Annotated in this window: 20 protein-coding genes; 3 read left to right on the plus strand and 17 right to left on the minus strand. The window is 64.4% G+C overall.

The features are described from left to right. From bamC to ACTHNR_RS07325, 7 genes are all read right to left on the minus strand, one after another. On the minus strand, nt 1–871 hold an 871-nt coding region (bamC, locus tag ACTHNR_RS07295; RefSeq protein ID WP_440546902.1), incomplete at its 3' end, for an outer membrane protein assembly factor BamC. A gap of 147 nt (nt 872–1,018) precedes the next feature. Continuing rightward, a complete protein-coding gene (locus tag ACTHNR_RS07300) occupies nt 1,019–1,255 on the minus strand; it encodes a hypothetical protein (RefSeq protein ID WP_440546903.1) in 237 nt (78 codons plus the stop codon). A gap of 79 nt (nt 1,256–1,334) precedes the next feature. Further along, complete coding sequence (locus ACTHNR_RS07305) at nt 1,335–1,763, minus strand: hypothetical protein (RefSeq protein WP_440546904.1); 429 nt, start codon at nt 1,761–1,763, stop codon at nt 1,335–1,337. 554 nt (nt 1,764–2,317) lie between these two features. Beyond that, a complete protein-coding gene (locus ACTHNR_RS07310; RefSeq protein ID WP_440546905.1) occupies nt 2,318–2,887 on the minus strand; it encodes a YdeI/OmpD-associated family protein in 570 nt (189 codons plus the stop codon). Between the two features lie 115 nt (nt 2,888–3,002). Further along, nucleotides 3,003–3,629 carry a LysE family translocator gene (locus ACTHNR_RS07315; protein WP_440546906.1) on the minus strand — a complete coding sequence of 209 codons (627 nt, stop codon included), beginning with the start codon at nt 3,627–3,629 and terminating at the stop codon, nt 3,003–3,005. A gap of 147 nt (nt 3,630–3,776) precedes the next feature. After that, entirely contained in the window at nt 3,777–4,979 is a 1,203-nt protein-coding gene (locus ACTHNR_RS07320; protein WP_440546907.1) for an amino acid aminotransferase, read from the minus strand. Nucleotides 4,980–5,340: 361 nt separating this feature from the next. Next, entirely contained in the window at nt 5,341–6,594 is a 1,254-nt protein-coding gene (locus ACTHNR_RS07325; RefSeq protein ID WP_440546908.1) for an MFS transporter, read from the minus strand. A gap of 107 nt (nt 6,595–6,701) precedes the next feature. Here ACTHNR_RS07325 and ACTHNR_RS07330 point away from each other — a divergent pair, with 107 nt between their 5' ends. Next, entirely contained in the window at nt 6,702–7,613 is a 912-nt protein-coding gene (locus tag ACTHNR_RS07330) for a LysR substrate-binding domain-containing protein (RefSeq protein WP_440546909.1), read from the plus strand. A gap of 49 nt (nt 7,614–7,662) precedes the next feature. Here the strand turns inward: ACTHNR_RS07330 and ACTHNR_RS07335 are convergent, their stop codons facing one another. Next, nucleotides 7,663–8,622, minus strand: a complete 960-nt coding sequence (locus ACTHNR_RS07335) for a helix-turn-helix domain-containing protein (RefSeq protein WP_440546910.1) — start codon at nt 8,620–8,622, stop codon at nt 7,663–7,665. 121 nt (nt 8,623–8,743) lie between these two features. Here ACTHNR_RS07335 and ACTHNR_RS07340 point away from each other — a divergent pair, with 121 nt between their 5' ends. Then, nucleotides 8,744–9,988 carry a DUF1479 domain-containing protein gene (locus tag ACTHNR_RS07340; RefSeq protein ID WP_440546911.1) on the plus strand — a complete coding sequence of 415 codons (1,245 nt, stop codon included), beginning with the start codon at nt 8,744–8,746 and terminating at the stop codon, nt 9,986–9,988. A 25-nt stretch (nt 9,989–10,013) separates the two neighbouring features. Here the strand turns inward: ACTHNR_RS07340 and ACTHNR_RS07345 are convergent, their stop codons facing one another. The 3 genes from ACTHNR_RS07345 to ACTHNR_RS07355 all read right to left on the minus strand — a co-directional run bounded on the left by ACTHNR_RS07345 (nt 10,014) and on the right by ACTHNR_RS07355 (nt 13,562). Further along, nucleotides 10,014–12,299, minus strand: a complete 2,286-nt coding sequence (locus ACTHNR_RS07345) for a multicopper oxidase family protein (RefSeq protein WP_440546912.1) — start codon at nt 12,297–12,299, stop codon at nt 10,014–10,016. Nucleotides 12,300–12,564: 265 nt separating this feature from the next. After that, nucleotides 12,565–13,452: a LysR substrate-binding domain-containing protein gene (locus ACTHNR_RS07350; protein WP_440546913.1), complete on the minus strand. Its 888-nt coding sequence runs from the start codon at nt 13,450–13,452 to the stop codon at nt 12,565–12,567. Nucleotides 13,453–13,499: 47 nt separating this feature from the next. After that, entirely contained in the window at nt 13,500–13,562 is a 63-nt protein-coding gene (locus ACTHNR_RS07355; protein WP_440546938.1) for a hypothetical protein, read from the minus strand. On the opposite strand from ACTHNR_RS07355, the gene ACTHNR_RS07360 reads away from it, so the two are divergent. Continuing rightward, a complete protein-coding gene (locus ACTHNR_RS07360) occupies nt 13,561–14,556 on the plus strand; it encodes a zinc-dependent alcohol dehydrogenase family protein (protein ID WP_440546914.1) in 996 nt (331 codons plus the stop codon). The genes ACTHNR_RS07355 and ACTHNR_RS07360 overlap by 2 nt on opposite strands. 20 nt (nt 14,557–14,576) lie before the next feature. Here ACTHNR_RS07360 and ACTHNR_RS07365 read toward each other — a convergent pair whose 3' ends face one another. The 6 genes from ACTHNR_RS07365 to ACTHNR_RS07390 form a co-directional block, all read right to left on the minus strand. Beyond that, nucleotides 14,577–15,266: an OmpA/MotB family protein gene (locus ACTHNR_RS07365; protein ID WP_440546915.1), complete on the minus strand. Its 690-nt coding sequence runs from the start codon at nt 15,264–15,266 to the stop codon at nt 14,577–14,579. Between the two features lie 57 nt (nt 15,267–15,323). Further along, complete coding sequence (locus ACTHNR_RS07370; protein WP_440546916.1) at nt 15,324–16,088, minus strand: flagellar motor protein; 765 nt, start codon at nt 16,086–16,088, stop codon at nt 15,324–15,326. Nucleotides 16,089–16,100: 12 nt separating this feature from the next. After that, a complete protein-coding gene (locus tag ACTHNR_RS07375) occupies nt 16,101–17,327 on the minus strand; it encodes a Crp/Fnr family transcriptional regulator (protein WP_440546917.1) in 1,227 nt (408 codons plus the stop codon). A 353-nt stretch (nt 17,328–17,680) separates the two neighbouring features. Beyond that, nucleotides 17,681–18,199: a DUF6496 domain-containing protein gene (locus tag ACTHNR_RS07380; protein ID WP_440546918.1), complete on the minus strand. Its 519-nt coding sequence runs from the start codon at nt 18,197–18,199 to the stop codon at nt 17,681–17,683. Nucleotides 18,200–18,413: 214 nt separating this feature from the next. Beyond that, a complete protein-coding gene (locus ACTHNR_RS07385) occupies nt 18,414–18,809 on the minus strand; it encodes a 2-oxoglutarate dehydrogenase (RefSeq protein WP_440546919.1) in 396 nt (131 codons plus the stop codon). 47 nt (nt 18,810–18,856) lie between these two features. Continuing rightward, complete coding sequence (locus tag ACTHNR_RS07390) at nt 18,857–20,686, minus strand: S10 family serine carboxypeptidase-like protein (RefSeq protein ID WP_440546920.1); 1,830 nt, start codon at nt 20,684–20,686, stop codon at nt 18,857–18,859. Nucleotides 20,687–20,861: the final 175 nt, after the last annotated feature.

Genomic DNA, 20,861 nt, shown 5'->3' on the forward strand with positions numbered 1-20,861 from the left:
CGTTGGTCGGTTGACGCGCCGGCGCTGCCGCTTGCGCGGACATCGCAGCGTTGCGCGCGGCGATGGCGGCTTCGTCGGCATTGCCCTTGCCGGGCTTCGTCGCCGCCGTCGAACTCGCAGCGTCGGGGGCGATGTCGGCCGCGGCGATGCTGGCCGAGTCGCCGCGTGCGTCGGCCAGCGCGAGGCCGCTCATCAGCCGCTTCAGATACTCCAATTCGAGCGCGGGATCGTTCGGCTTGGGCTCCCACGACGACGAGTCGTTGTTGACACCCGTCAGCGCTTCGCGCATACCCTTTTGGCTGATGAACACGTACGTGCCGCCGTTCGGGGCCGACTCGAGCCGGGTGCGGAACTTGTTGCGTTCGGCCGCGACATACGAATTGCCCATTGCCTTGGAAAGCGTATTGCGGATCAAGCCTTCGTTGATCTGCGGGCGCGTTTCGTTCCAATCGGTTTCGAGCACGTGCTTGTCGCGCTGATCGACGACGAGCAGGAAGCCTTGCTCCTGCCAGAAGCGGCGGATTTGCGGCCAGACTTGGTCCGGGGAGCGGCTATCGATGACGAGCCAGCTCTCGGTGCCGTCGCGTTGAATATGCATGCCCTTGACGGGCGGCATCACCGCATTTTCCGGCGGCGCGGCCTTTTGAACCTGAGTGAGCCCGGACAACGACGCCTGGCCGCTTTGGGGCGGCAGCGAGCGCTGGTCGGCTGCTTCGTCTAGGAGATTGGGCGGAACGGCGAGCGACGCTTGCTTCGACTTCGAATCGCTCTTGTAGTCGACCTTGGTGGGCGACGACGTGCTGCAACCGGCAACGAGGCCGCCGGCCAAAACCAAAGCGGCGAACCGCGAGGTAAAACGAAAATCGGTCATGTTCGGGAAATCCTTGCGCTTTCGCCGCCAGTGGGTGAATGAATCAGCCGAGCATTTTACCGGGCCCGGCGAGGCCTGTGCAAAAACACATGCCGAACAAGCCGCCGACGGGGCGATCGGAGCGGGAATCGGGTGTGGCGAAGACAGTCAGTGCGGTGGCTGCCCGCGCTCGAGGATATGCTGGAGCGCGGCCGATTTGGCGGCTTCCTCGGCTTGCTGCATCGTGGCGAACGGGCCTTGAGCCAGGTGCACGACGGGCCAGTCGGCTTCGTCGCCCGCGTCGCCCGAAACTCTGTAGCGTGCCGCGAAGCCGCTCGGCGACGCCGGCACGATCTGAATGTCGACCGACACGCCCTCCATTTGATGCCGCACGAAGCCATCCATGGCCGCCTCCTCGTTCCGTTCGAACGGATACAGCGGACATGCTAGCACCGCACGGTGCAGGCGATGCGGCGGGCGGCCCTTAGCCGTTCGACGCGTCGGGCGCCGGCGGGTTCGCCAGTTCAGCCGGTGCGAGCCAACGCGCGGCGGTCAATCTGTCTTCGTCGAACGTGCACTCGAGCGCGGCGGCCTTGACGATCGGTTTCGCCGGCTTTGCCGGTTCGCTCGCCTGCGTCGCCGAGCTAGGCGAGACGGCGGCTGCATCCGGAGCGTCCACTGGATCAGCGGGCGGCGGCGCGGCTGTCTTGAGCGCGCCTTCGACGACGACTCGAGAGCCCTTGATACCGACGCCGACATGCGAAATGGACAGCGTTGCCGCCGGCTCGGCTTGCGCGGCCGCGCGGCGCATTTGCGCTTCGCACGCGCTCGGATTGGCGTACAGCGAACAACCACCGGCTAGGATCGGTGCGATCGAGAGCAGCGCGAGCAAAGAAAGCGGTGGCTTGGTCATCGGCGGTCCTGATTTTCGAAGGGCGTCATTTTAGCCGAGGATCGTTCAGGCCATGCCCTCGGCGCGCATCGACGTTTTGGGGTGCGCGGCGCTCGAGCGGTGGTAGAATCGCGTCCGCCCTGCCCGGGTGATGAAATTGGTAAACATAGCGGACTTAAGCAATTGAGTGCCCGGCCGGAAACGGCCGGTGCAGAACCCTTCAAATTCGGCGAATCCCCTGGCGCCCAGGTGCTTGCGCGAGCAAGTCACCTTCGATACCGCGCCGAGGCAACGCCGAGCCAAGCCCGAAAACATGGCCTGCCACGTCAGGCCGCTTCGCGGAAGGTGTAGAGACTAGACGGGGGGCGCCTAATGCGGCGCGCACGAGCGAGCCTCGTGCACGCAACGATGGCGAAGGCATAGTCCAGCGCACGAACGGCGATAGCGATCTCGCCGGCGTCGAAAGACGCAGTGTGACGAAAATCCGCCGCCTCACGGCTTGCCGGTTCGAGTCCGGTCCCGGGCACCACTGGACGCTTCGACTGCCGCCGGAATCGATCGTGCTCGATCGACATTTAGGCGTGAATCGTCTCGCCGCGATTCAGCATGTCGACGAACTCGTCGATCTTGCGCGCCCGCGTTGCAGGCTTTTTTGCGTTCTGTATCCGAAACAAGATGGCATAGCGGTTTCGGCCGCTCAGCGTCGCAAAGAACGCACTGGCCTTGGGATTGGCATCCAGAGCGGCCCGCAGGTCGTCAGGTACGACCGAGTTGCTGGGTGACGTATACGCGGCCTCCCAGCGGCCGTCCTCCTTAGCTCTCTCGATTTCGCGCATGCCCGCGGGCCGCATTCTGCCCGCGGCGATCAGCGCTTCGGCCCGATCTTTATTGAGCCGAGACCAGATGCTTCTTGCGGAACGCCGAGTGAAGCGCTGCAACCAATATTCTTCGTTTTCAGTCTGCTTTTGACCGTCGATCCAACCATGGCAAAGGGCGCTTTCCACTGCCGCTTCGTACGTCAACGTCGGCTGCTCTGCGCCTTTTTTAGCAAGGCGCAGCCACACCCCGGTCGAAGTACCGCCGTTTTGGGTCAACCAGTTTTCCCACTCATTCTGGTCAAGGAACGTTAAACGCGGTTCTGTCATGGAAGATCGGAATGGCTGCATTCAGGCGGCGAGGCGTCTCTCGTTCCCCGATAGGGCTGTACGTCTGTGCAACGGGCCGTTGCGCAATTGCCGCGCCGCGCAAGCGCCCTGCCCATCACCGATGCTGCGTGGCCACCTTGAGCCCAAGCGAGATGAAGATCGAACCGATGATCTTGCCTTGCCAGCGGCCGAGCCACGACAAGCGCTTCACCAGTCGCCCCAACGGCCGAATCGACAAGACGACGAGCGTCGTATAAATGGCACTGAGCCCTACGAAAATCAGCCCGAGCACAGCGAACTGCGCGAACGTCGACCCATGTTCCGGATGGACGAATTGCGGCATGAACGCGAGGAAGAACAACGCCGTCTTCGGGTTGAGCACCTCGGCCGGAATGGCTTGGAGAAAAGCCTTGCCCGGCGTGACCGATGCGATCTTCGGCAACGACGGATCGCTCGGCTTTTCCATCAGCGCGCGTACGCCGAGGTAGACGAGATACGCGGCGCCCACGATCTTGACCACGTTGAAGGCCAGCGCGGACGTCATCAACAACGCGGATAGACCGACCGACGCAAACAGCGTGTGCACGAAATCGCCGGTTGCCACGCCGAGGCCCGTGAGAATGCCCGCTTTACGCCCGCCTTGCACCGTCCGGCTGAGCACCAGCAGCACCGCCGGCCCCGGAATGAGAAAAAGACCGAGGACCACGGCGACGAACGTACTCAACGTGGAAAGATCGAACATAGCGTCTCCGATTATCGAAATAGTGAGCGGGCGCCCCGTAAGGGCTTGCGCCGGTCGATTTTAACTCGGCGCATGAATATCCCGCTCTCTACTCAACGGCATTACGGTTGTTCGTAGTGCCGTTTGCAGAAACCCATGCCCGCGACGCTAAACCCCGCTCTTGAGCACCTTCCCGATTGCGTCGGCAACGATCGCGACGTTCGAATCGTTCAAGGCCGCGACGCACATCCGGCCGGAGCGCAAAATGTACACGCCGTGAACTTCGCGCAGCGCTTCGACTTGCGACTCGGTCAACCCCGTATACGTGAACATCCCGCGCTGCTTGACGTAACGCGTGAGCGCCTCGCCGCTCACGTGCTCGCGCAAGCTGTCGTGAATCGACTGCCGCATGCGCGCGATACGTTGGCACATAGCTGAAAGTTCGTTCTCCCACTGCTTGCGCAACGACGGCGTATTGAGCACGGTCGATACGATCTTCGCGCCGTGAACGGGCGGATTGCTGTAGTTCGAACGCACCGCACCGGCCAATTGGCCCAGCACGCGCGCGGCCGCCTCGGCACTCTCGCAAATCACGCTCAACCCGCCAATGCGCTCGCCATAGAGCGAAAAATTCTTCGAGAAGGAATTCGCCACCAAAGCCGGCAGCCCCCGCCGGGCCAGTTCGCGCACGGCGAACGCGTCCGCGTCGAGCCCCGCGCCGAAGCCCTGATACGCCATGTCGACGAACGGCAACAGAGCACGCGCGTCGATCACGTCGATCAAGCTTCGCCACTGGCTTTCATCGAGGTCGACGCCGGTCGGGTTGTGGCAACACGCGTGCAGCAGCACGATGCTGCGCGGCGGCAGCGCATCGATCGCGGCACGCATCGCGTCGAACTTCAAGCCGCCCGTTGCCTCGTCGTAGTAGGGGTACGTATTCGCCTTGATGCCGGCGCGCTCGAAGATGAAACGGTGGTTTTCCCAGCTGGGATCGCTGAGCCATACCTGCGAATCGGGAAAGTAGCGCTTCAGAAAATCGGCGCCCACCTTCAGCGCCCCCGAACCGCCCAGCGTTTGCACCGTCGCGATCCGATTCGCTTTGCGCGCCGGGTTTTCTTCGCCGAACACCAATGCCTGCACGGCATCGCGGTATTGCGCCATGCCGACCATCGGCAGATACGGTTTCGGACCGATCTCGCGCAATTGCACCGACTCGGCCTCGCGCACGGCTTCCATCACAGGAATGCGGCCGTCTTCATCGAAGTAGATGCCGATGCTGAGGTTGACCTTCCGGTCGCGCGGGTCTTTCTGGAAATCCTCGTTGAGCGAGAGAATCGGGTCGCCCGGATAGGCTTCGACGTGTTCGAACATTGCGATACCCATACATGAAATAAATTGTGGGGCGCGGCGATGGGGTGCGCGCTGCGCGTCATCATCGCCTCATTCGCGGGCGATGTCATCCTCGGCGCGTCCAGACCCCGACCATGTCGCAGGCATCACGTCCCTTGCCCGAGCGAGCGCCAAGCACCGGATAGTGTCCGCGCACGCGACGAGTGGAATTTATTCTTTTGTCTACCGATTCCCCCGATTGAAGACAAATTCTTCGCGCGAGCGCCGATTTCGAGCGGCACTCGTTTCTCGCCTTGTCGAGCGGATCAGCGGGCATTGCACATCGATTTAGATGCATACACAACCATCCCGTCGCAGCGCCGTGTGCCCGCCCGTTATGAGCCTACACCGCCGCTTTCGCCTCGACGCGCGCCACGGAACGCGTAGGCAGCGTCGGCACGAAGTACCATACGGCCGCGATCGCCTGGAGCGCGATGAGCACGGTCCACACGGTCTCGTGCGCGGCAGCGGGATAGCGGCCGGCCTGCATCGGCCAGTGTCCGAGCGCAGCGCCGATCGCCACCTGCAGCGCGAAGATCGCAAAAAAGATGACGAGGTTCAGCGACGTATTCACACGCCCGATGAGGCGCGCGGGAAAATGTTCGGCCATGACGGCGTACGTCAAGATGCCGGTCCCGCCCAGCGCGCCGTAAGCGGCCCACAGCACCGCCTCGGGGATCGGCGCGCGCGCCGCGATCAGCGCTTGCACGAGCACGAACAGCGCCATCGTCACGCCCGAGGATAAATACACGCTCACGCCGCGCCGCTCCAATACGCGGGCCAGCGCGCCGAAGCCGAGATTACCCGCGATGAAGGCCGCGCCCAGCAGCGACACGAGCGTCGCGACCCGCGATGCGCCGGCGTGGGCGCCCGCCGGAACGACGTCGCGCAGGAAAGCCCCCACCCAGAGCGATTGCATGGCGTAAAAGACGCTCTGCGTAAGGCCCGAGAATGCCGTGAGTTTCCAAAATGCCCGGCTGCTCAGCACATGCCAGGCGCCCTTGAATTGTTCGACGACGCTCGCCTGAGCGGGGCGCTCGGAAACCGAAGGCGCACCCACCCAGACCGCCACGGCGGCAACGGTCGTGAGAATCGCCAACCCGATGCCGATCGTACGCCAGCCGGCCATCGACAAGAGCCAGGTCAACGGCGCCCCGACCGCGACCCCGCCCAAACCGCCCACCGCCATGACGACGCCGTTGACGAGCGTGAGCTGGCCGACCGGAAAATGCTGCGCCGTCGCCTTGAACGCGCCGCCCAGGCACACCGAAACGCCGACGCCGATCAGAAAGCGGCCCAGCATCATCGAACCGAGGCCGCCCGCCAAGCTGAACAGTAGCGCGCCGATCGCGGCGATCAGCATCACGCCCGCGGTGACCCGGCGCGCGCCGAACCGATCGAGCAGTACGCCGACCGGGAGCTGCGCGCCGGCGAATCCCAGAAAGTAGAGACTCGTCAACGTGCCGAGATCCGAGGACGAGAGCCCGAAGTCATGGATGAGCCGCGGCGCGAATGCGAGATTGACGCCGCGAAACACGTACGACACGAAGTACCCGAAGGCGAAAACGGCGAGTAGCCGGCATTGAGTCGAAGTCATGGTGAATCGCAAAAACAGGCGATGGAGGAAGGGTTCGATTATTGGCGAGCGCAGGAGCGCATGCCAGCGAGAGATTTTTCAGGGTAATGTGAGTAGAATTTGACGGCATGAGCACCTCGCTTCCTCCCCTGCAGGCGCTACGCGCGCTCGAAGCGGCCGCTCGACGCCGCAGCTTCAGCCGCGCCGCCGAAGAATTGCATTTGACGCACAGCGCGGTGAGCCATCATTTGCGCGGCCTCGAAGCGCAGCTCGGCGTCGAGCTGTTTCGGCGCGCCGGGGCACGCATGATTCCAACCGCGGCGGGCGCGCAATTGGCCGAGCGCGTGCGGCACAGCCTCGACGATCTGCGCGACGCGCTCGACGCGGCCCGTCGCGGGGCGCGAGGCGCTCACGGGGCGACGCGGCTCGAACTCAGTGCGATGTCGGACTTCCTATCGATCTGGCTCATTCCCAGGCTCGGCGATTTCTACGACCAGCATCCGCTCATCGATTTGTCGCTGCATATGCACGCGGACGTCGCGCCGCCCGATCCGTACTCGGTGGACATCGGCATCTGGCACCGGCGCGTGGACGAACCGGGGTTCGAAATCCGCAAGCTGCTCGACGACCAGGTCATCGCCGTCTGCAGCCCGGCCCTGCTCGCGCGCTATCCGAACTTCCGAATGGAGGATTTGCCGAGCATGCCGCTCCTGCATTTCTCGCGTCGATCATGGCGAGATTTCTTCGAGGCGGCCGCTCTGCGAGCCGACGAACCCGAACGCGGCCCCGTCTTCGACGATGCGGGTCTGCTGCTGCAGGCGACGGTGAACGGGCAAGGCGCGGCGACGGCGCGGCTGCAGCTCGCGCAGGGCTACCTGCAGCGCGGTGAACTGGTGCAGCTCGGCCACGTGCGCATTCCCGCCTCTCTCGACTATTTCTTCACCTGGCGCGAAGGCCACCCGCGCGAAGCGGCCATTTTGCAGTTCTATCGCTGGCTCAAAGGCAAGCTTTCGGCTGAGCGTCAGCCCGCTGTCGCGTAGTCCGTGCGCACCGTTTCGATCGCCTGCGCCAGGTACTTCTCGAAAATCTTCACGACGACTTGCGTCTTTGACGGCGCGGGCCAAGCGACGGCGAGCGCTCGGTGAGCCGTGCCGTCATATCGTCTTCGGCATGTCGCGCGCCGGCGAATTGCCGGCGGTATTCGGCCGGCGTCATCCGTTTGGCCGCCTTGAATTGACGGTTGAAATTGGCGACGTTCGCGAACCCGGCGCGGGCGGCGACGACGGAAACCGGCATGGACGAATCGGTCAGCAGGCGGCATGCATGACCGATCCGGACGCGCGTGACATAGCGCGCGACGCTCTCGCCCAAGTGCTGGCTGAAGCGGCGCGTAAGCGTGCGCTCGGACAAGCCCGCGGCTTTCGCGAGGGTCGCCAGGCGCAACGGGCTCGCATAGCCCGTCTCGATCAATGCGAGCACGCGGTGGATCTGGTCGGGCTCGTGGCCCGACGGGGCGCCTTTGCCCGTCTTGGCATCGAAGGCGCTCGGCGAGGCGAGCGGCGCCGCGGGCGCATCGGACAAATCATCGAGGACATCGAGCACCGCTTTCAAGCGTTCCCGCGAATCGGCGCTCAGCAATCGATCGAGCGTGGCGCGCATGCGCGCGCCCGCCCCTTCGCCGAAGGCGAGCCCGCTGGCGGCGCGCCGCAAAAGATTGAGCAATCCCGCGTATTCGGGACAGAGGTCGACGAACCGGCGCACCCATGCCCCATCGAACCAGACGACGACGGCCACTTGCGGGCTCGCTGCGTCGATGGAGCGATTCGACGCCCACGTATGCGGCAAATTCGGCGGAACGAGCACGAGATCGTCGGCGCCGTAGGCGGCGATCGAATCGCCGATATAGCGCTTGCCTCGGCTGTTCATCGTCAAGGTGAGTTCGTACTCGGGGTGATGGTGCCATTCGAACGGAATGCGCGGCAGCCGCCGATGGTAGACCCGCACCGAACAGCGATCGCCGAAGTCCACGTACTCATAGGCCGGCTTCATGGCTGTTTCCGCAAAGTAATTGGCGCAATAGTATCACCCTGGAATCGACGCACGGCGTACGCTTCTGTACATCGCAGCACCACTAAAACGCACCGATGCACGAAGTGAAGGAGACGAGGCCATGCCACTGAAAATCGACGACCTGCCCACGGCGATCCGACACGCGAAGCGCGAACTGCGCGCGCGCTTGCCCAATTATCGCGACGTATTCGCCGCGGTCGAGGCCGACATGAATGCGCAAGCAACGCACATCGCCGCGCTGCGCGAGCGCGGCGAATCCGTGATCCCCGAGATCGCGTTCGAGGACATCGCCGCGCAACGCGTCGACGCCGAACATATCGCGCTAGTCAAAGCACGCGGCGCGTGCGTGATTCGCCGCGTGTTCGACCGCAAGCTCGCCGAGCAATGGGATCGGGACATTGCCGATTACGTCGAGCGAAATCGTCTCGACGCCAAGCTGCCCCACCGGGCGGAGGATAAATACTTCGGCCAGCTTGCCTCGAGCAAGCCCCAAATTTACGGCGTGTATTGGTCCAAACCGCAAGTGCTCGCGCGGCAGTCCCCGGCGTTGACGCAAGCACGCGTCTTTCTGAACCGGCTGTGGCGCGCGCAAAGCGAGGGCCGCGTGCATTTCGATCCCGATCGCGTACCGGTCTACGCGGACCGCGTGCGGCGCCGCCCCCCGGGTTCGGCATCGCTCGGGCTGTCCGCACATTGCGATGGGGGCTCTGTCGAACGATGGATCGAGTCCAACTTCCGCAAGGTCTACCGTCATGTGTTTTCCGGACACTGGCGCGACTACGATCCGTTCGACGCGGCGTGGCGCACCGACGTGGAGGAGATCGCATCCCCGGCCGTCTGCTCGATGTTCCGCACGTTCCAAGGATGGACTGCGCTGACGCGCCAAGGCCCGGGCGACGGCACGCTGCAGCTCGTGCCGATCGCCAACGCAATGGTCTATATCCTCCTGCGCGCGCTGCAAGACGACGTGGCAGAGGACGACCTATGCGGCGCACAACCCGGGCGGGCGTTGTCGATCAACCCCGACTATCACGCGCCGCTCTTTCGCGCGCTTTCCTCGATCCCCACGATGGATGCAGGCGACACGGTGTTCTGGCACAGCGATGTCATTCACGCCGTCGAAGACGCCCATCGCGGCACGGGCTACAGCAACGTGATGTATATCGGCGCCCTGCCGTCCTGCGCGAAGAACGATGCCTATCTTGCGAAGCAACGCGCGAGCTTCCTAGAGGGCAAGAGCCCGCCCGATTTCCCGGCCGATGATTTCGAGGTCGACTTCGAAGGCCGCGCGAGCGCCGACGATTTGACCGCGCTCGGCCGTGCCCAGATGGGTTTCGATGCGTAGCACCGTCGCGCCGCGCGCGGCGGCCCTACTTGACGGCGAGCGTAGCCGCATTGCCCGCCCCGCAGATCGGGGCGGAGAGCGCGAGTTCGCTCGCGCGCCGAGCGCCGGGGCGCCACGCGTCCAACGCCCCATCGCGCACCCTGTCCACGAACGCGTCGACGCTCGCTTTCGCGTCCGCCAGCGGCTGCGTGATGCGAGAGATGAGCGCCGTCGTCGGCGAAACGATGGCGACGTTTTGCATCATGCCGAAATCCTCGTGATCGAGGATATGACAATGCATGACGAATTCGCCGGTGAAGTCCTGGTAGTGCGTGCGCATGACCACCGTATAGCCGGCTTTGACGAAGACGGTATCGAGAAAGACGCCGCGCAGCGTGCAGTATTGCCGGTCGCCGGTAGCGAGTTCCGCGGCGGTGCAATGGCCGGCGGTGTCGAATATCGACGCGCCGTTCGGGCCCAGAATATCGACGATCTCGAACGGATTCACGTGAATGTGAAAGAGATGACCACCCGCGCCGGCGGTCAGTCGCCACTCGTCCGTCGTTCCGAGCACGGCCGTGTAGTCGACGCGCGCCGGGTCGTAGGTCTGCCCGTTCATCATGAACCGCAGCGCGCCGTTCGAAAAGGCGATGTCGAACCGCATCGATACCTGCTTGTTGACCAGGCCCGTGAGCGGTCTTTCCGGCGAGAAGACCTTCGTGTCGAGCGAGCGCAGATCGCCTAGAACGTCAGCCGGCAAATCGCCGTTCGCGGCGACGAACCGGTTTCGCACGTATTGCCAGTACTTCGAATGCCCGAGTCCGTCGGGCGTGTAGTCGGGGATGTTCGTGCCGGGGCCCACGCGCACCAAGGCCAGCAGACGCCGGTCCTTGACATTGCCCGCGCCGGGGCGAAAGTTGATCGTCGCGCTCGCGTCGGCCGCCTCGTCCAGCACGCAATACAGGCCCGGCTTGGGAAATGCCACGAGCACGTCGCTGCGGTAGCCCGGGTTCAGCGTGTTCACGTCCTTTTCGACCATGGCGTTGCGCGTGAGCCCGTCGACCGCGATCTCGACTTGCTTGACCGTCTCGCCGCCGCATAGTCGATCGAGCGTCGTCGCTCGTTGCGCGCGCGAGCGCACGCCGGCCAGCAACGCATTCGCCGCCCTCGCCCCCGCGTCGATGTCTTGGACGGTCGCGGCGCCCTCGCCCGCGCGGCCGAGCACCGACACGTTCGCGCGCACGACCTTCATGTTGATCGTGTCCCGGTCGCCTCCGTGCACGAGGCGCCAGCGCTGAATTTCGCCGGCAGGCAAGAAGCCGCTCGCGGAAGGAAACTGCGGTTGCACGACGCCGTTGATCTGCGTATAGCGGCCGGAAATCGCCCACGTCGAATTGAATTGCCCCGCGTGCGCCGGGCGCGGATCGGCCACGAAATTCAGTTGATTCGTGTAGTTTCGCAGCTCACCCACGCCCCCGGGCGGACACACCCATTCGTGCGTCTCGGGGTCGGCCAGCGGCGCCGCGGCTTTCGCGTCCGCAAAGCAGCCGTACTCGACCTGCTGGAACAAGAAGACGTGTTCGGGGAAAGGTCTTTTCAGGCGCTCGTCGTGCAGGATTGTGTCGATGTCGGCGATGCCGCCGTTCGCCGCGCGATGCGCGACCGTGCGATGCCCCCGCACGATCAGCACGCCCTCCATGCCGCTCGCGGCGTCGATGGCGGTCGAGCCGTGCCGATGCGAGTGATACCAGAACGTGCCGGCCGGGTGATTGCGGGGAATCTCGTAGCGATAGTCGAGCGACCCGCCCGGCGGCACGCTCAGAAAGACATTGTCGCTATTGCCCGACGGCGAAACGTGCATCCCGTGCAGGTGAATGTTGACGGTGTTGAAGCAGTGCGGCGCGTCGTGCGCTGCATCGGGCGGGCAAGTATCGGCCGATTCGGGCGGCAGCAGGTTGTTGAGTCGAATGCTGAGCGTCTGGCCCGGGTCGACGTTGATCGTAGGTCCCGTTGGACAGCCATCGTAGGCGCGCACCTTGACCTGATCGTAGCTGTCCGTGGAGGGGTTGTAGATGCGATACGAGGCGTAGCCGGCGTTGAGTGTGACCAGACGCGACGCGTCGAACGTGTAGGCCGCGCCGGCGCAAGGCAATGACGCGCGCGAAATCGATGAGGCAGCCGGTACGAATGGCTGCGGCTGAGCGAGCGCCGGCGCGTTCGCGTCATTCAGATCGGCGAATGCGCGGGCCGCGCCGGACGCCGCGAGCGCGGCCGTGCTGCACAGCATTGCCGTACAGGCCGCGGCGGCGGCCATCCATCGCAGGAACCGCATCAGTGAACTCCTTGCCGTGTCGTGATTATTCGTTCTTGGGGTGTCGGTGTCGGCATGACGAACCGCACGCCGAAGCGTCGTCGATTCGTTCGACAAATGCGTTTTGATTGGACGGGCGAAGAAATCTGACGCAATCCGCGTGTCCGAAATTGACGCGCTTATGTCCGGGCGAGCCGTCGTAGACCGAATGGCGGCCAAACGCGCGCCCAAAATCGCATCAAAATTCGCGCAAAATTGCGCGCCGGCGCGCGGCGACTCGTGCCGTTCAACCGAACGTGGCCGTCACGAAATCGATGAAGCTACGTAGCTTCGGCGTGGGTCGCCTATCGGGAGAGAACAGCAGGTGCACCGGCAACGGCGGTGCTTCGTAGCCGGGCAAAACGCGCACGAGGCGCCCGGATGCGAGGTCGTCGTCGAGCAACTCCAACGGCTGGAGAATGATGCCGAGGCCGGCCAGCGCCGCCATCCGCAGCCCTTGTCCGCTGTTGATCGACAGCCGGCCGCCGACGCGAACGTTCGTCGTCGTCCGCTCGCCCGTCAGCACCCATTCCGGCTCCGGCGGGCGCCCCCAGTACGCGAAACCGAGGCACTCGTGATCGGCCAGATCCTCGGGCCGCCGCGGCGTGCCCCGGGCCGCGAGGTACGCGGGCGAGGCGCAGACGATGAGCCGGTACGGCGTGAGCGGCCGGGCGATCATGCGCGAATCGGGCAGCGGCGCGATTCGGATGACGGCGTCGTAGCCCTCGTCGACGAGATCGACGACACGGTCGCTCAACGTCAATTCGACTTGCACCTCCGGATGGTCCGCCAGGTAGCGCGCCAGCGCCGGCGCCAGCCGATAGGCGCCGAAGCTCACGGGCGCGTTGACGCGCAGCGTACCGCGCGGGACGGCCTGCAGGTTCGCGGTCAATGCCTCGACCGCCTCCGCTTCGGCCAGCACCGCTTTGCAGCCTTCGTAGAACGCGCGGCCCGCCTCGGTCAGGCTTTGCCGGCGCGTCGTGCGGTTGATGAGCTGCATGCCGTAGCGCGCCTCGAGCGCGCGCACATGCTTGCCCACCAGCTGCGAGGACATGCCGAGCGCCGCGCCGGCCGCCGCGAACGAGCCCGCTTCGGCTGCCTTGGCGAAGATCGCCATGCTCGTGAGTCGATCCATGATTAGAAACGTTTTGTTTCGATAGAAGGGTTGAATGCGGCGTTTTTCTACGATTCAGCGCGAATTATAGTGGGCGCTCTTTCCCTTTTCATCGACCGGAGAATCGTCATGCCGAGCATCGTCCGCTTCCATCAAAACGGCGGCCCCGAAGTGTTGAAGATCGAAGACGTCGACGTACCGCCGCCGGGTCCGGGGGAGGTAACGCTGCAGGTCAAGGCGATCGGGGTCAACCGTGCCGAATCGATGTTTCGCACGGGGCGCTATATCGAGGCTGCGCAGTTCCCGGCACGGCTCGGCTACGAAGCCGCCGGCATCGTGACCGCGCTGGGCGCGGGCGTGGAAGCACACGAGTTGGCGATCGGCGACGCGGTCAGCCTAGTGCCGCCGACTTCGATCACGCGCTGGGGCACGTATGGCGAACTCGCCAATGTGCCGGCGGCGTACCTCGTGAAGCATCCGGCTACGCTCACCATGACCCAGGCGGCAGCCGTCTGGATGCAGTACGTGACGGCGTGGGGCGCGCTCGTCGATCTGGCGCAGCTCGAGCGCGGCGACACGGTGATCGTGACGGCGGCGTCCAGCAGCGTCGGCATTGCCGCGATTCAAATCGCCCGTTGTCTCGGCGCGAAAGTCATCGCGACCACGCGAACCGGCGCGAAGCGCGACGCGTTGCTGAAAGTGGGCGCTCACCATGTGATCGCGACGCAAGAAGAGGATTTGGCGGCGCGGGTGCGCGAATTGACGGACGGCAAGGGAGCGCGCGTGGCGTTCGACCCTGTCGCCGGGCCGCAATTCGACGCGATTGCCGAAGCGCTGTCGGAGGACAGCACGGCGATCGTCTACGGCGCCTTGAGTCCCGATGCCACGCCGATGCCGCTGTTTCCAATGCTCGGCAAGCGCATCAGCGTGCACGGCTACACCTATAAGCGCGTCATTCATCACGCCGAGCGCTTCGCGCGCGCTAAGCGCTTTATTCTCGACGCGCTAGCCGAAGGACGGCTCGTCCCCGTCGTCGACCGCACGTTCGCCCTCTCGGAGATCGTCGAGGCGCATCGTTATCTGGAGTCGAACCAGCAGTTCGGGAAAATCGTCGTGACCGTCTAGCGTCGCGTGCGCCGGCGCCGTCAATATTGAACGAGGATCGTCACCCGGCGGTTGGCCGCGCGTGCTTGCGCGTCATCGCCCAATACGAGCGGCACGTTGTCGGCGCGCCCTACCGCCGCGAGCCGGTGCGGCTCGATGCCCTTATCGACGAAGAATCGAACGACCGCGCCCGCGCGAGCGGCCGACAGTTCCCAGTTCGATTCGTACTTGCCGTTCGAGATCGGCACGCTGTCGCTGTGTCCTTCGACGAGAATGTTCTTGCCCGACCGGCCGGCGAGCACCTGGGCCACGCGGCTCAGCACGTCGAGCGACTCGGGCAAGAGCCTAGCGTCGCCGGACGCGAATAGGACTTTCGCGTTGATGGCGATCTCGACGCCTTGCGACGAGGGGCTGACGGTGATCGCATGCGCGTCGCTCAGCGGCGCGAGCTGCGCGATCAACGCCGCCTGCGCCGCCCTGCGCACGTTGTCCGCTTGGCTCGCCGCGCTTTGAGCGCGCGCGGTCGCGGCCTGCGCCTCGAACTTCTTCGTCTGCAGGTCGCGATCCTTCGCCAGCTCGATCACATACAACGCGAGAAAGAACACCATCAGCGTCGTAATGAGGTCGGCGTACGAAATCAGCCATCGCTCGGAATGCTCTTCGGCGTGGTCGTCATGCTCGTGACCGATCTCGCCCGAGGCCAGGCGTTTGCTGTCCGCGAGAATGCTCATCGGCGCGCGCTCCGTTCAAATAGGTCAGAGAGGTCGTTCGGACGGCCCCGCAACGGGCTAGCCGAGCGACTCCGCCGCGCGTTCGCGCACTTCCGCCGCGAGCCGCGTCTCGATCGTCTGCGGCGACTCCTTGCGGGATATGGCGAGCAGCCCATCCATGTAAAGCCGGCGAAAACGCAGCTCGCTATCGACTTGCGCCTTGATCTTTCCGTAGAGCGGGAGGAAGACGAGGTTGGCCAGCGCGAGCCCGTACAGCGTGGCCGTGAATGCCGTGGCGATGCCGCTGCCGAGCTGGGCGGGTTCGAGCACGTGACCCGTCACATGAATGAGACCGAGCACGGCGCCGAGAATGCCGAATGTTGGCGCATAGCCGCCCGCCTGCTGCCAAATGCGCGCGGCGGCCATGCGGTTGCGCTCGTATGCCGCCAGTTCGCGATGCAGCGCGTCCTCGAGCACGGCCGTCGACACGCCGTTCGCGAGCAATTCCAAACCGCGCTTGGCGAACGCGTTGATGCCCGTCGCATCGATCGATTCGAACGCGAGCATGCCGTTCAGCTTCGCCTGATCGCCCCATTCGAGCAGCGTCGATAAGCTCTTGCGATCGACCTGCCGCGCCTTCATGAACGCGAGATGCAGTTGCTTGATGCCGTCGAAGAAACGCGACCACGTGTTTTGAATCATGACGGCGGACAGCGTGCCGCCCAGCACGATGACGAACGCTTCACCTTGAAGCAGCGTGCCGAAATGGCCGCCTTCGAGCCAGAACCCCACCCCGATGGCCGCCGCGCCGAACAGCGCGCCGATGACGGTTAGCAAATCCATAAGTACCCCGGGCTAGGCTGTCTTCGCGCTTGCAGGGCCGCTAGCGGCCTTGATCGTGCGAATCGTTTCGAGCAAGCGCAATTCGATGTCGTCCACTTCGGCTTGATCGAGTTTCAAATCGCGCCGCATGACCCACGAAACTTCCTTCTTGCGCGCTTCGGTCATCACCGAGAACAGCTTGTCGACGATAGCCGTGTCGGCAGTCGATGCCGCGAGCTTGGCAAGGTCGTAGGTGTCCATCGAACTCACGGCGTCGAACAGCGTGCGATGATCGACGTGCTCGATATCCTCGAGCGATTTGATCTCGCCGCTGCCGCGCGAGCGTTTCGAGAAGTAGCTCACGCCCTTCTCTTCCACGTAATGCAACACCTTCGTCTTGCGGAACGCGAACATGTCCTCGGCGATCTCGTCGTGCGACAGCTTGTTCAGCAGCATCTTCCGTTCGACGCCGATCAGCGCCTCGAGATCGGACAATTCGATCAGTTCGAGTTCGCTGTTGATCGCGATGTCGAGATCTTGGTCGGCCACCTGCTGAGCGCGTTCGGTGATGCGCGAGGGATCGAACGTCACGACCTGCCGGTTCGACGCGCCGTCTTGGCCCGCTCGCGAATTGCCGCTCAGATGCTCGGCGCGGCCCGTTCCCAACGACACGAGGTTTAGCTTTTCCATGCGGCTGAGCATCGTCATGACGTGCGGGCGCGAATGGCCCGCGATGGCGCGGCACTTCTTGACCACTTCCGGCAGGGGCACCGCCACTTCGTCGCTCTGGCCGCGACGCATGCGGCCATCCATTGCGTCCATGCCTTCGGCGCCCGCCATCAGCGCGAGCACGTGCGCGTACGATACGATCCCCGGCAGAAAATCGGCGTGGGTGTAGGTCGCGAGCAGATCGTCCTTCTTACGGCTGCGGCGGATCGTGGTGCGCACGACGTGACGCAGCAGCGGCGACGCGCGTTCGAGTTCTTCCTCCACCATGCTGGCGTGGACGACCGTGAGTTGGCAGAATGCGAGGGCTTTTGCCGTATGGGCGCGCGGCTCGGCTTGCAACAGCACCGCCTCGCCGAAGAATTCGCCTTTGCCGAGCGTAGCGAGGACCACCTTCTTATCGTCGCAGCGCGTCGAGAGTTCGACCTTGCCTTCGGTGATGACGTAAAGGACCGCTTCCCCGGCGAAACCTTCGGAATAGATGACTTCGCCGGGCGCGGCCGTCCGCGTCCATGACGTTCGTTGCTGGTTCAAGGTGCTTTCCCCGTTTCGATTCTTGTTTGCCCTCGCCCACGCGACACGAGGGGCGAGACAGGAAGCCGCTGTTTGGAACGGCTCATGCGTGCGTTAACGACTCGCCGCAAACGATTCTTTAGCTGCGAGGGGGCCTAGCGCCTCGTTTTGGGGATCAGGTAAACGCGCATCGACAGGCGTGTACGGCCGGTGCAATGCTCGGAACTCCGCCCCGCGATCGAGCGTTCCGTCAGGCATTCGGGGCGTTCGTTCCGGATGCGGGGCCTGTTTGGCGTTTTATCGTTTTTTGTTGATGCAGATCAACACGGCAGCGCGCCGTTTGCAGCCTGCTTGCGCACCGCCGTACCGATCAATCAATGGTGCGCCCGGGCGGCGCGCGTGCGCGCAGCCTTTTTCGCCGCAGCCGAGCGCGCGGCGGCGCCCTTGGTGTGCGCGGCCTTCTTAGCCGCGGCCGACCGGCTGGCCGCCGGCCGCTTGGCTGCCGCCGACTTCGCCTGCTTCGACACCGCGGCGTGCGACGCACCGCGCGTGCTCTCGCGCTTGAGCACGGACTCGCTCGTGCGGGCGCGCTTGGCCTTCGTTTCGGTGCTGGCCGAATGCTTGGCCTTGCCCTGCCCCGCGGCCGTGTCTTTCTCGGCCTTCTTGCGCGTGGCTTCGCTGGTTTTCCCCTTTTTGGGCGGCTTTAAGTCGACGCCGGCGCGACGCGCCTTGGACAGTCCGATCGCGACGGCCTGCTTGGCCGAACGCACGCCGTGCTTGCCGCTGCGCACGTGATCGATCTCCTCCTTGACGAATTCACCGGCCTGAGTCGAGGGCGCCTTGCCGGCTCGCTTGTCGGCATGCGCGCGTGAGAGCGTTTTGCGTTCTGGCATGGGGATCCTCCACTGGAACGTTAAGACATCGTCCTGCGACGCAATGCCCATGCCTGCCGCGCCGCGCAGCACAGCGTCGCCCTGCGCCAAACGACACGGCCCGCACGCGATAACCGCATGCGGGCCGTGAGCCGACCAATCGGCAGCGAGGCATTGAAGCGACCCGGCGGCGCGGCATCCCGACGCCGCCGCGCGCCGCCGTCGAGCCGAGGCGTTACTGACGCTGGCGCTGCTGCAGGTACTGTTTGACGTCGCTCATCGTCACACGCCCGCTGTGGGCCGTGTCGATTTCGTCGAAGTGCTTGGCGATGTAGCCGAGCCCGTTCGTCTGAGCTTGGGCCTTCGTAATCGCCGCGCCATTACTGAGCACGGTATTGGCGCCCAGCCGCGCGTCGATCCGTTGCTGAGCCTGTTGCGCGAGGTCGTTGCCGGTCGACGGCATGACGGCTTTGGCCCGGGTTTGCGGGAAAAACGGGCCGTCCACGCCATGGCCGCGGCTGGGCAACCGAACCGGCGCAACCGCTTGCAGCGCGGCCGCATGGGCAGCGCCGGCCAGCACGCTCAATGCGATGAAGGAAGAGAGACGTCGCAGCATATCGATGGATGACATGATCCGCTCACTTAAGAAAATTAGCCGAGGAAACGCGCAATCGCCAGTCATTGCGTCATGGATTGCGCCGCGAGCGTCGACGTGCCGGTCGGCGGCGCTTCATCGCGCCACGGCGGCGGCAGCATCCACAAGCCGAGCGCCCCGGGCGCCGGCTCGCCGGCGTAGAAGTGGCGCAGATCGGACTTCATCTTCGGCCGGGCCTGGCTATCCAGATAAATCATGTGACCGCCCGGGTAGAACGTCACCTGCAAGTTCGGATTCAAGCCCTGCACCGTCTGCAGCCGCGCGAGCTGCTTTTCCGTATTGAAGAACGGTGTCGCGAGATCGTGGTACCCGTTCAGCGCCATCACCTTCAACTGCGGATTGAGCTCGATGGCCGCCAGAAGATCGGGGATCGTATCGGGCAGCGCCTGACCATCGTGCGAGAAATCCCATGCGTAGATGATCTCGTCGTTCAGCGGCATGTACGTCGCGTTCGGCGCCGTGTATCCGAGGTAGTTCGGCATCTGCGTCGCAAGCGCCGTCGTGAAGGGCTGCGAGATCAGAATATCCGACGGATCGCCGTCCGTTTGCAGGCGCGGATCGGAGTTCGGCAGCGACACGCGTCCGTCATAGCGGCCGATCGTCGTGCCCGGCAGCAGCGCATTGTTGAACGGGTCGATGTTGAAATATCCGTTCAGCGCTTGGTACGACAGGCCCGACGCCCACGTCCACGACGCCAGTGTCGGCGCGCTCGGGAACACGGGCGTACCGAGGAACGTCGGCACCCCGAGTTGGCTCAGCACCCAGGACTGCGCGTACTTCTTGAACTCGTGGTAGTGCATCGAGGCGAACAGCTCCGACTGCATCGCGAACAGGCCCGGGTCGGCCGGCGGCGCCGACAGCTGATTGAAGTACGCCGCGACCGCCGCATAGCCGGGGTAGTAGCCGCTCAACGTATCGGTGTCGAGCTTCATCGCGTTCATGTCGATCGTGTCGGTGCTCAGAATCGCGACGGCTTCGACCGCATCGGCGAAATAGTTCAGGATCGACGATTGCAGCATGATGCCTGTCACATGCACCCCGGACGATTCGAGCGCGAGCGAGAGCATGTCGGTGCGCGGCGTGCCGTACGATTCGCCGAACAAATAAAGCGGCGACGACGAGCGGTTGTTCGCCGCGATGTAGCGACGGATGAAGTCGCGCATTACGTTCACGTCGGCATCGCTGCCCCAGAACTTCTTGTTGGTGTTCGGCGCGATCGCTTCCGACAAACCGGTGCCCGGCGGGTCGATGAAGACCATGTCGGTCGTATCGATCAGGCTTTCCGCGTTGGTCACGAGCGGGAAATTCGGCCAATTCGTCATGAGCGGATCAGGCGTCGCCACGCGCGTGGGCGCGAACGAGCCGAGCCGCAGCCAGATCGACGACGACCCCGGTCCGCCGTTATAGAAGAACGTGACGGGCCGCGGCTTGCCGTCCTTGCTCGGCGCGGTATAGGCGACGTAAGACATCGACGCTTCGGCGTTGCCGCCGAGATCGGAGGCGGTCAAATGTCCCGTCGTCGTGGTGTAGTGGATCGTCGTTTTGCCCGATTTCCACACGTGATGCATGACGGCGGCCTTCTCCGTCGCTTGCGTCGGATCGAGGCTGTCGGCCGCGCTCGTTTTGTAGGCGATCGGGTCCGAATAAGGCTGATCGGCCGCCTGCTTTTGAGCCGCCGCCTGCGATTGCGCGGCCGCCACCTGCTGGGCGTTGGCGCTCGTCATCGACGAGGCGCCGTCGCCACCGCCGCAGCCGGCCAGCGCAAGCGCCGCCGCCGCGATTGCACCGAGCCAGACGCCGCCGCTCGAGCGACGGCCAAGGCCGGAAATACCACTCCTATCTCGATTCTTCATTTTTGTCCTTGGTAGTTGAGTTGCCGTTTCTCGATGACCGAGGCGGCCCCGCGAACCGCATTTGCGCGGCGCGCAAAAAGCCACGTCGGTCGACATTCAGCCCTCTTCTCGATAACGACCAAGAGCCTGCCTATCGAACCGCACGAAAGAAATGCTGCGCAATGCGAAACGTCGA

The organism is Trinickia sp., assembly GCF_051954495.1.
Taxonomy (GTDB): Bacteria; Pseudomonadota; Gammaproteobacteria; order Burkholderiales; family Burkholderiaceae; genus Trinickia.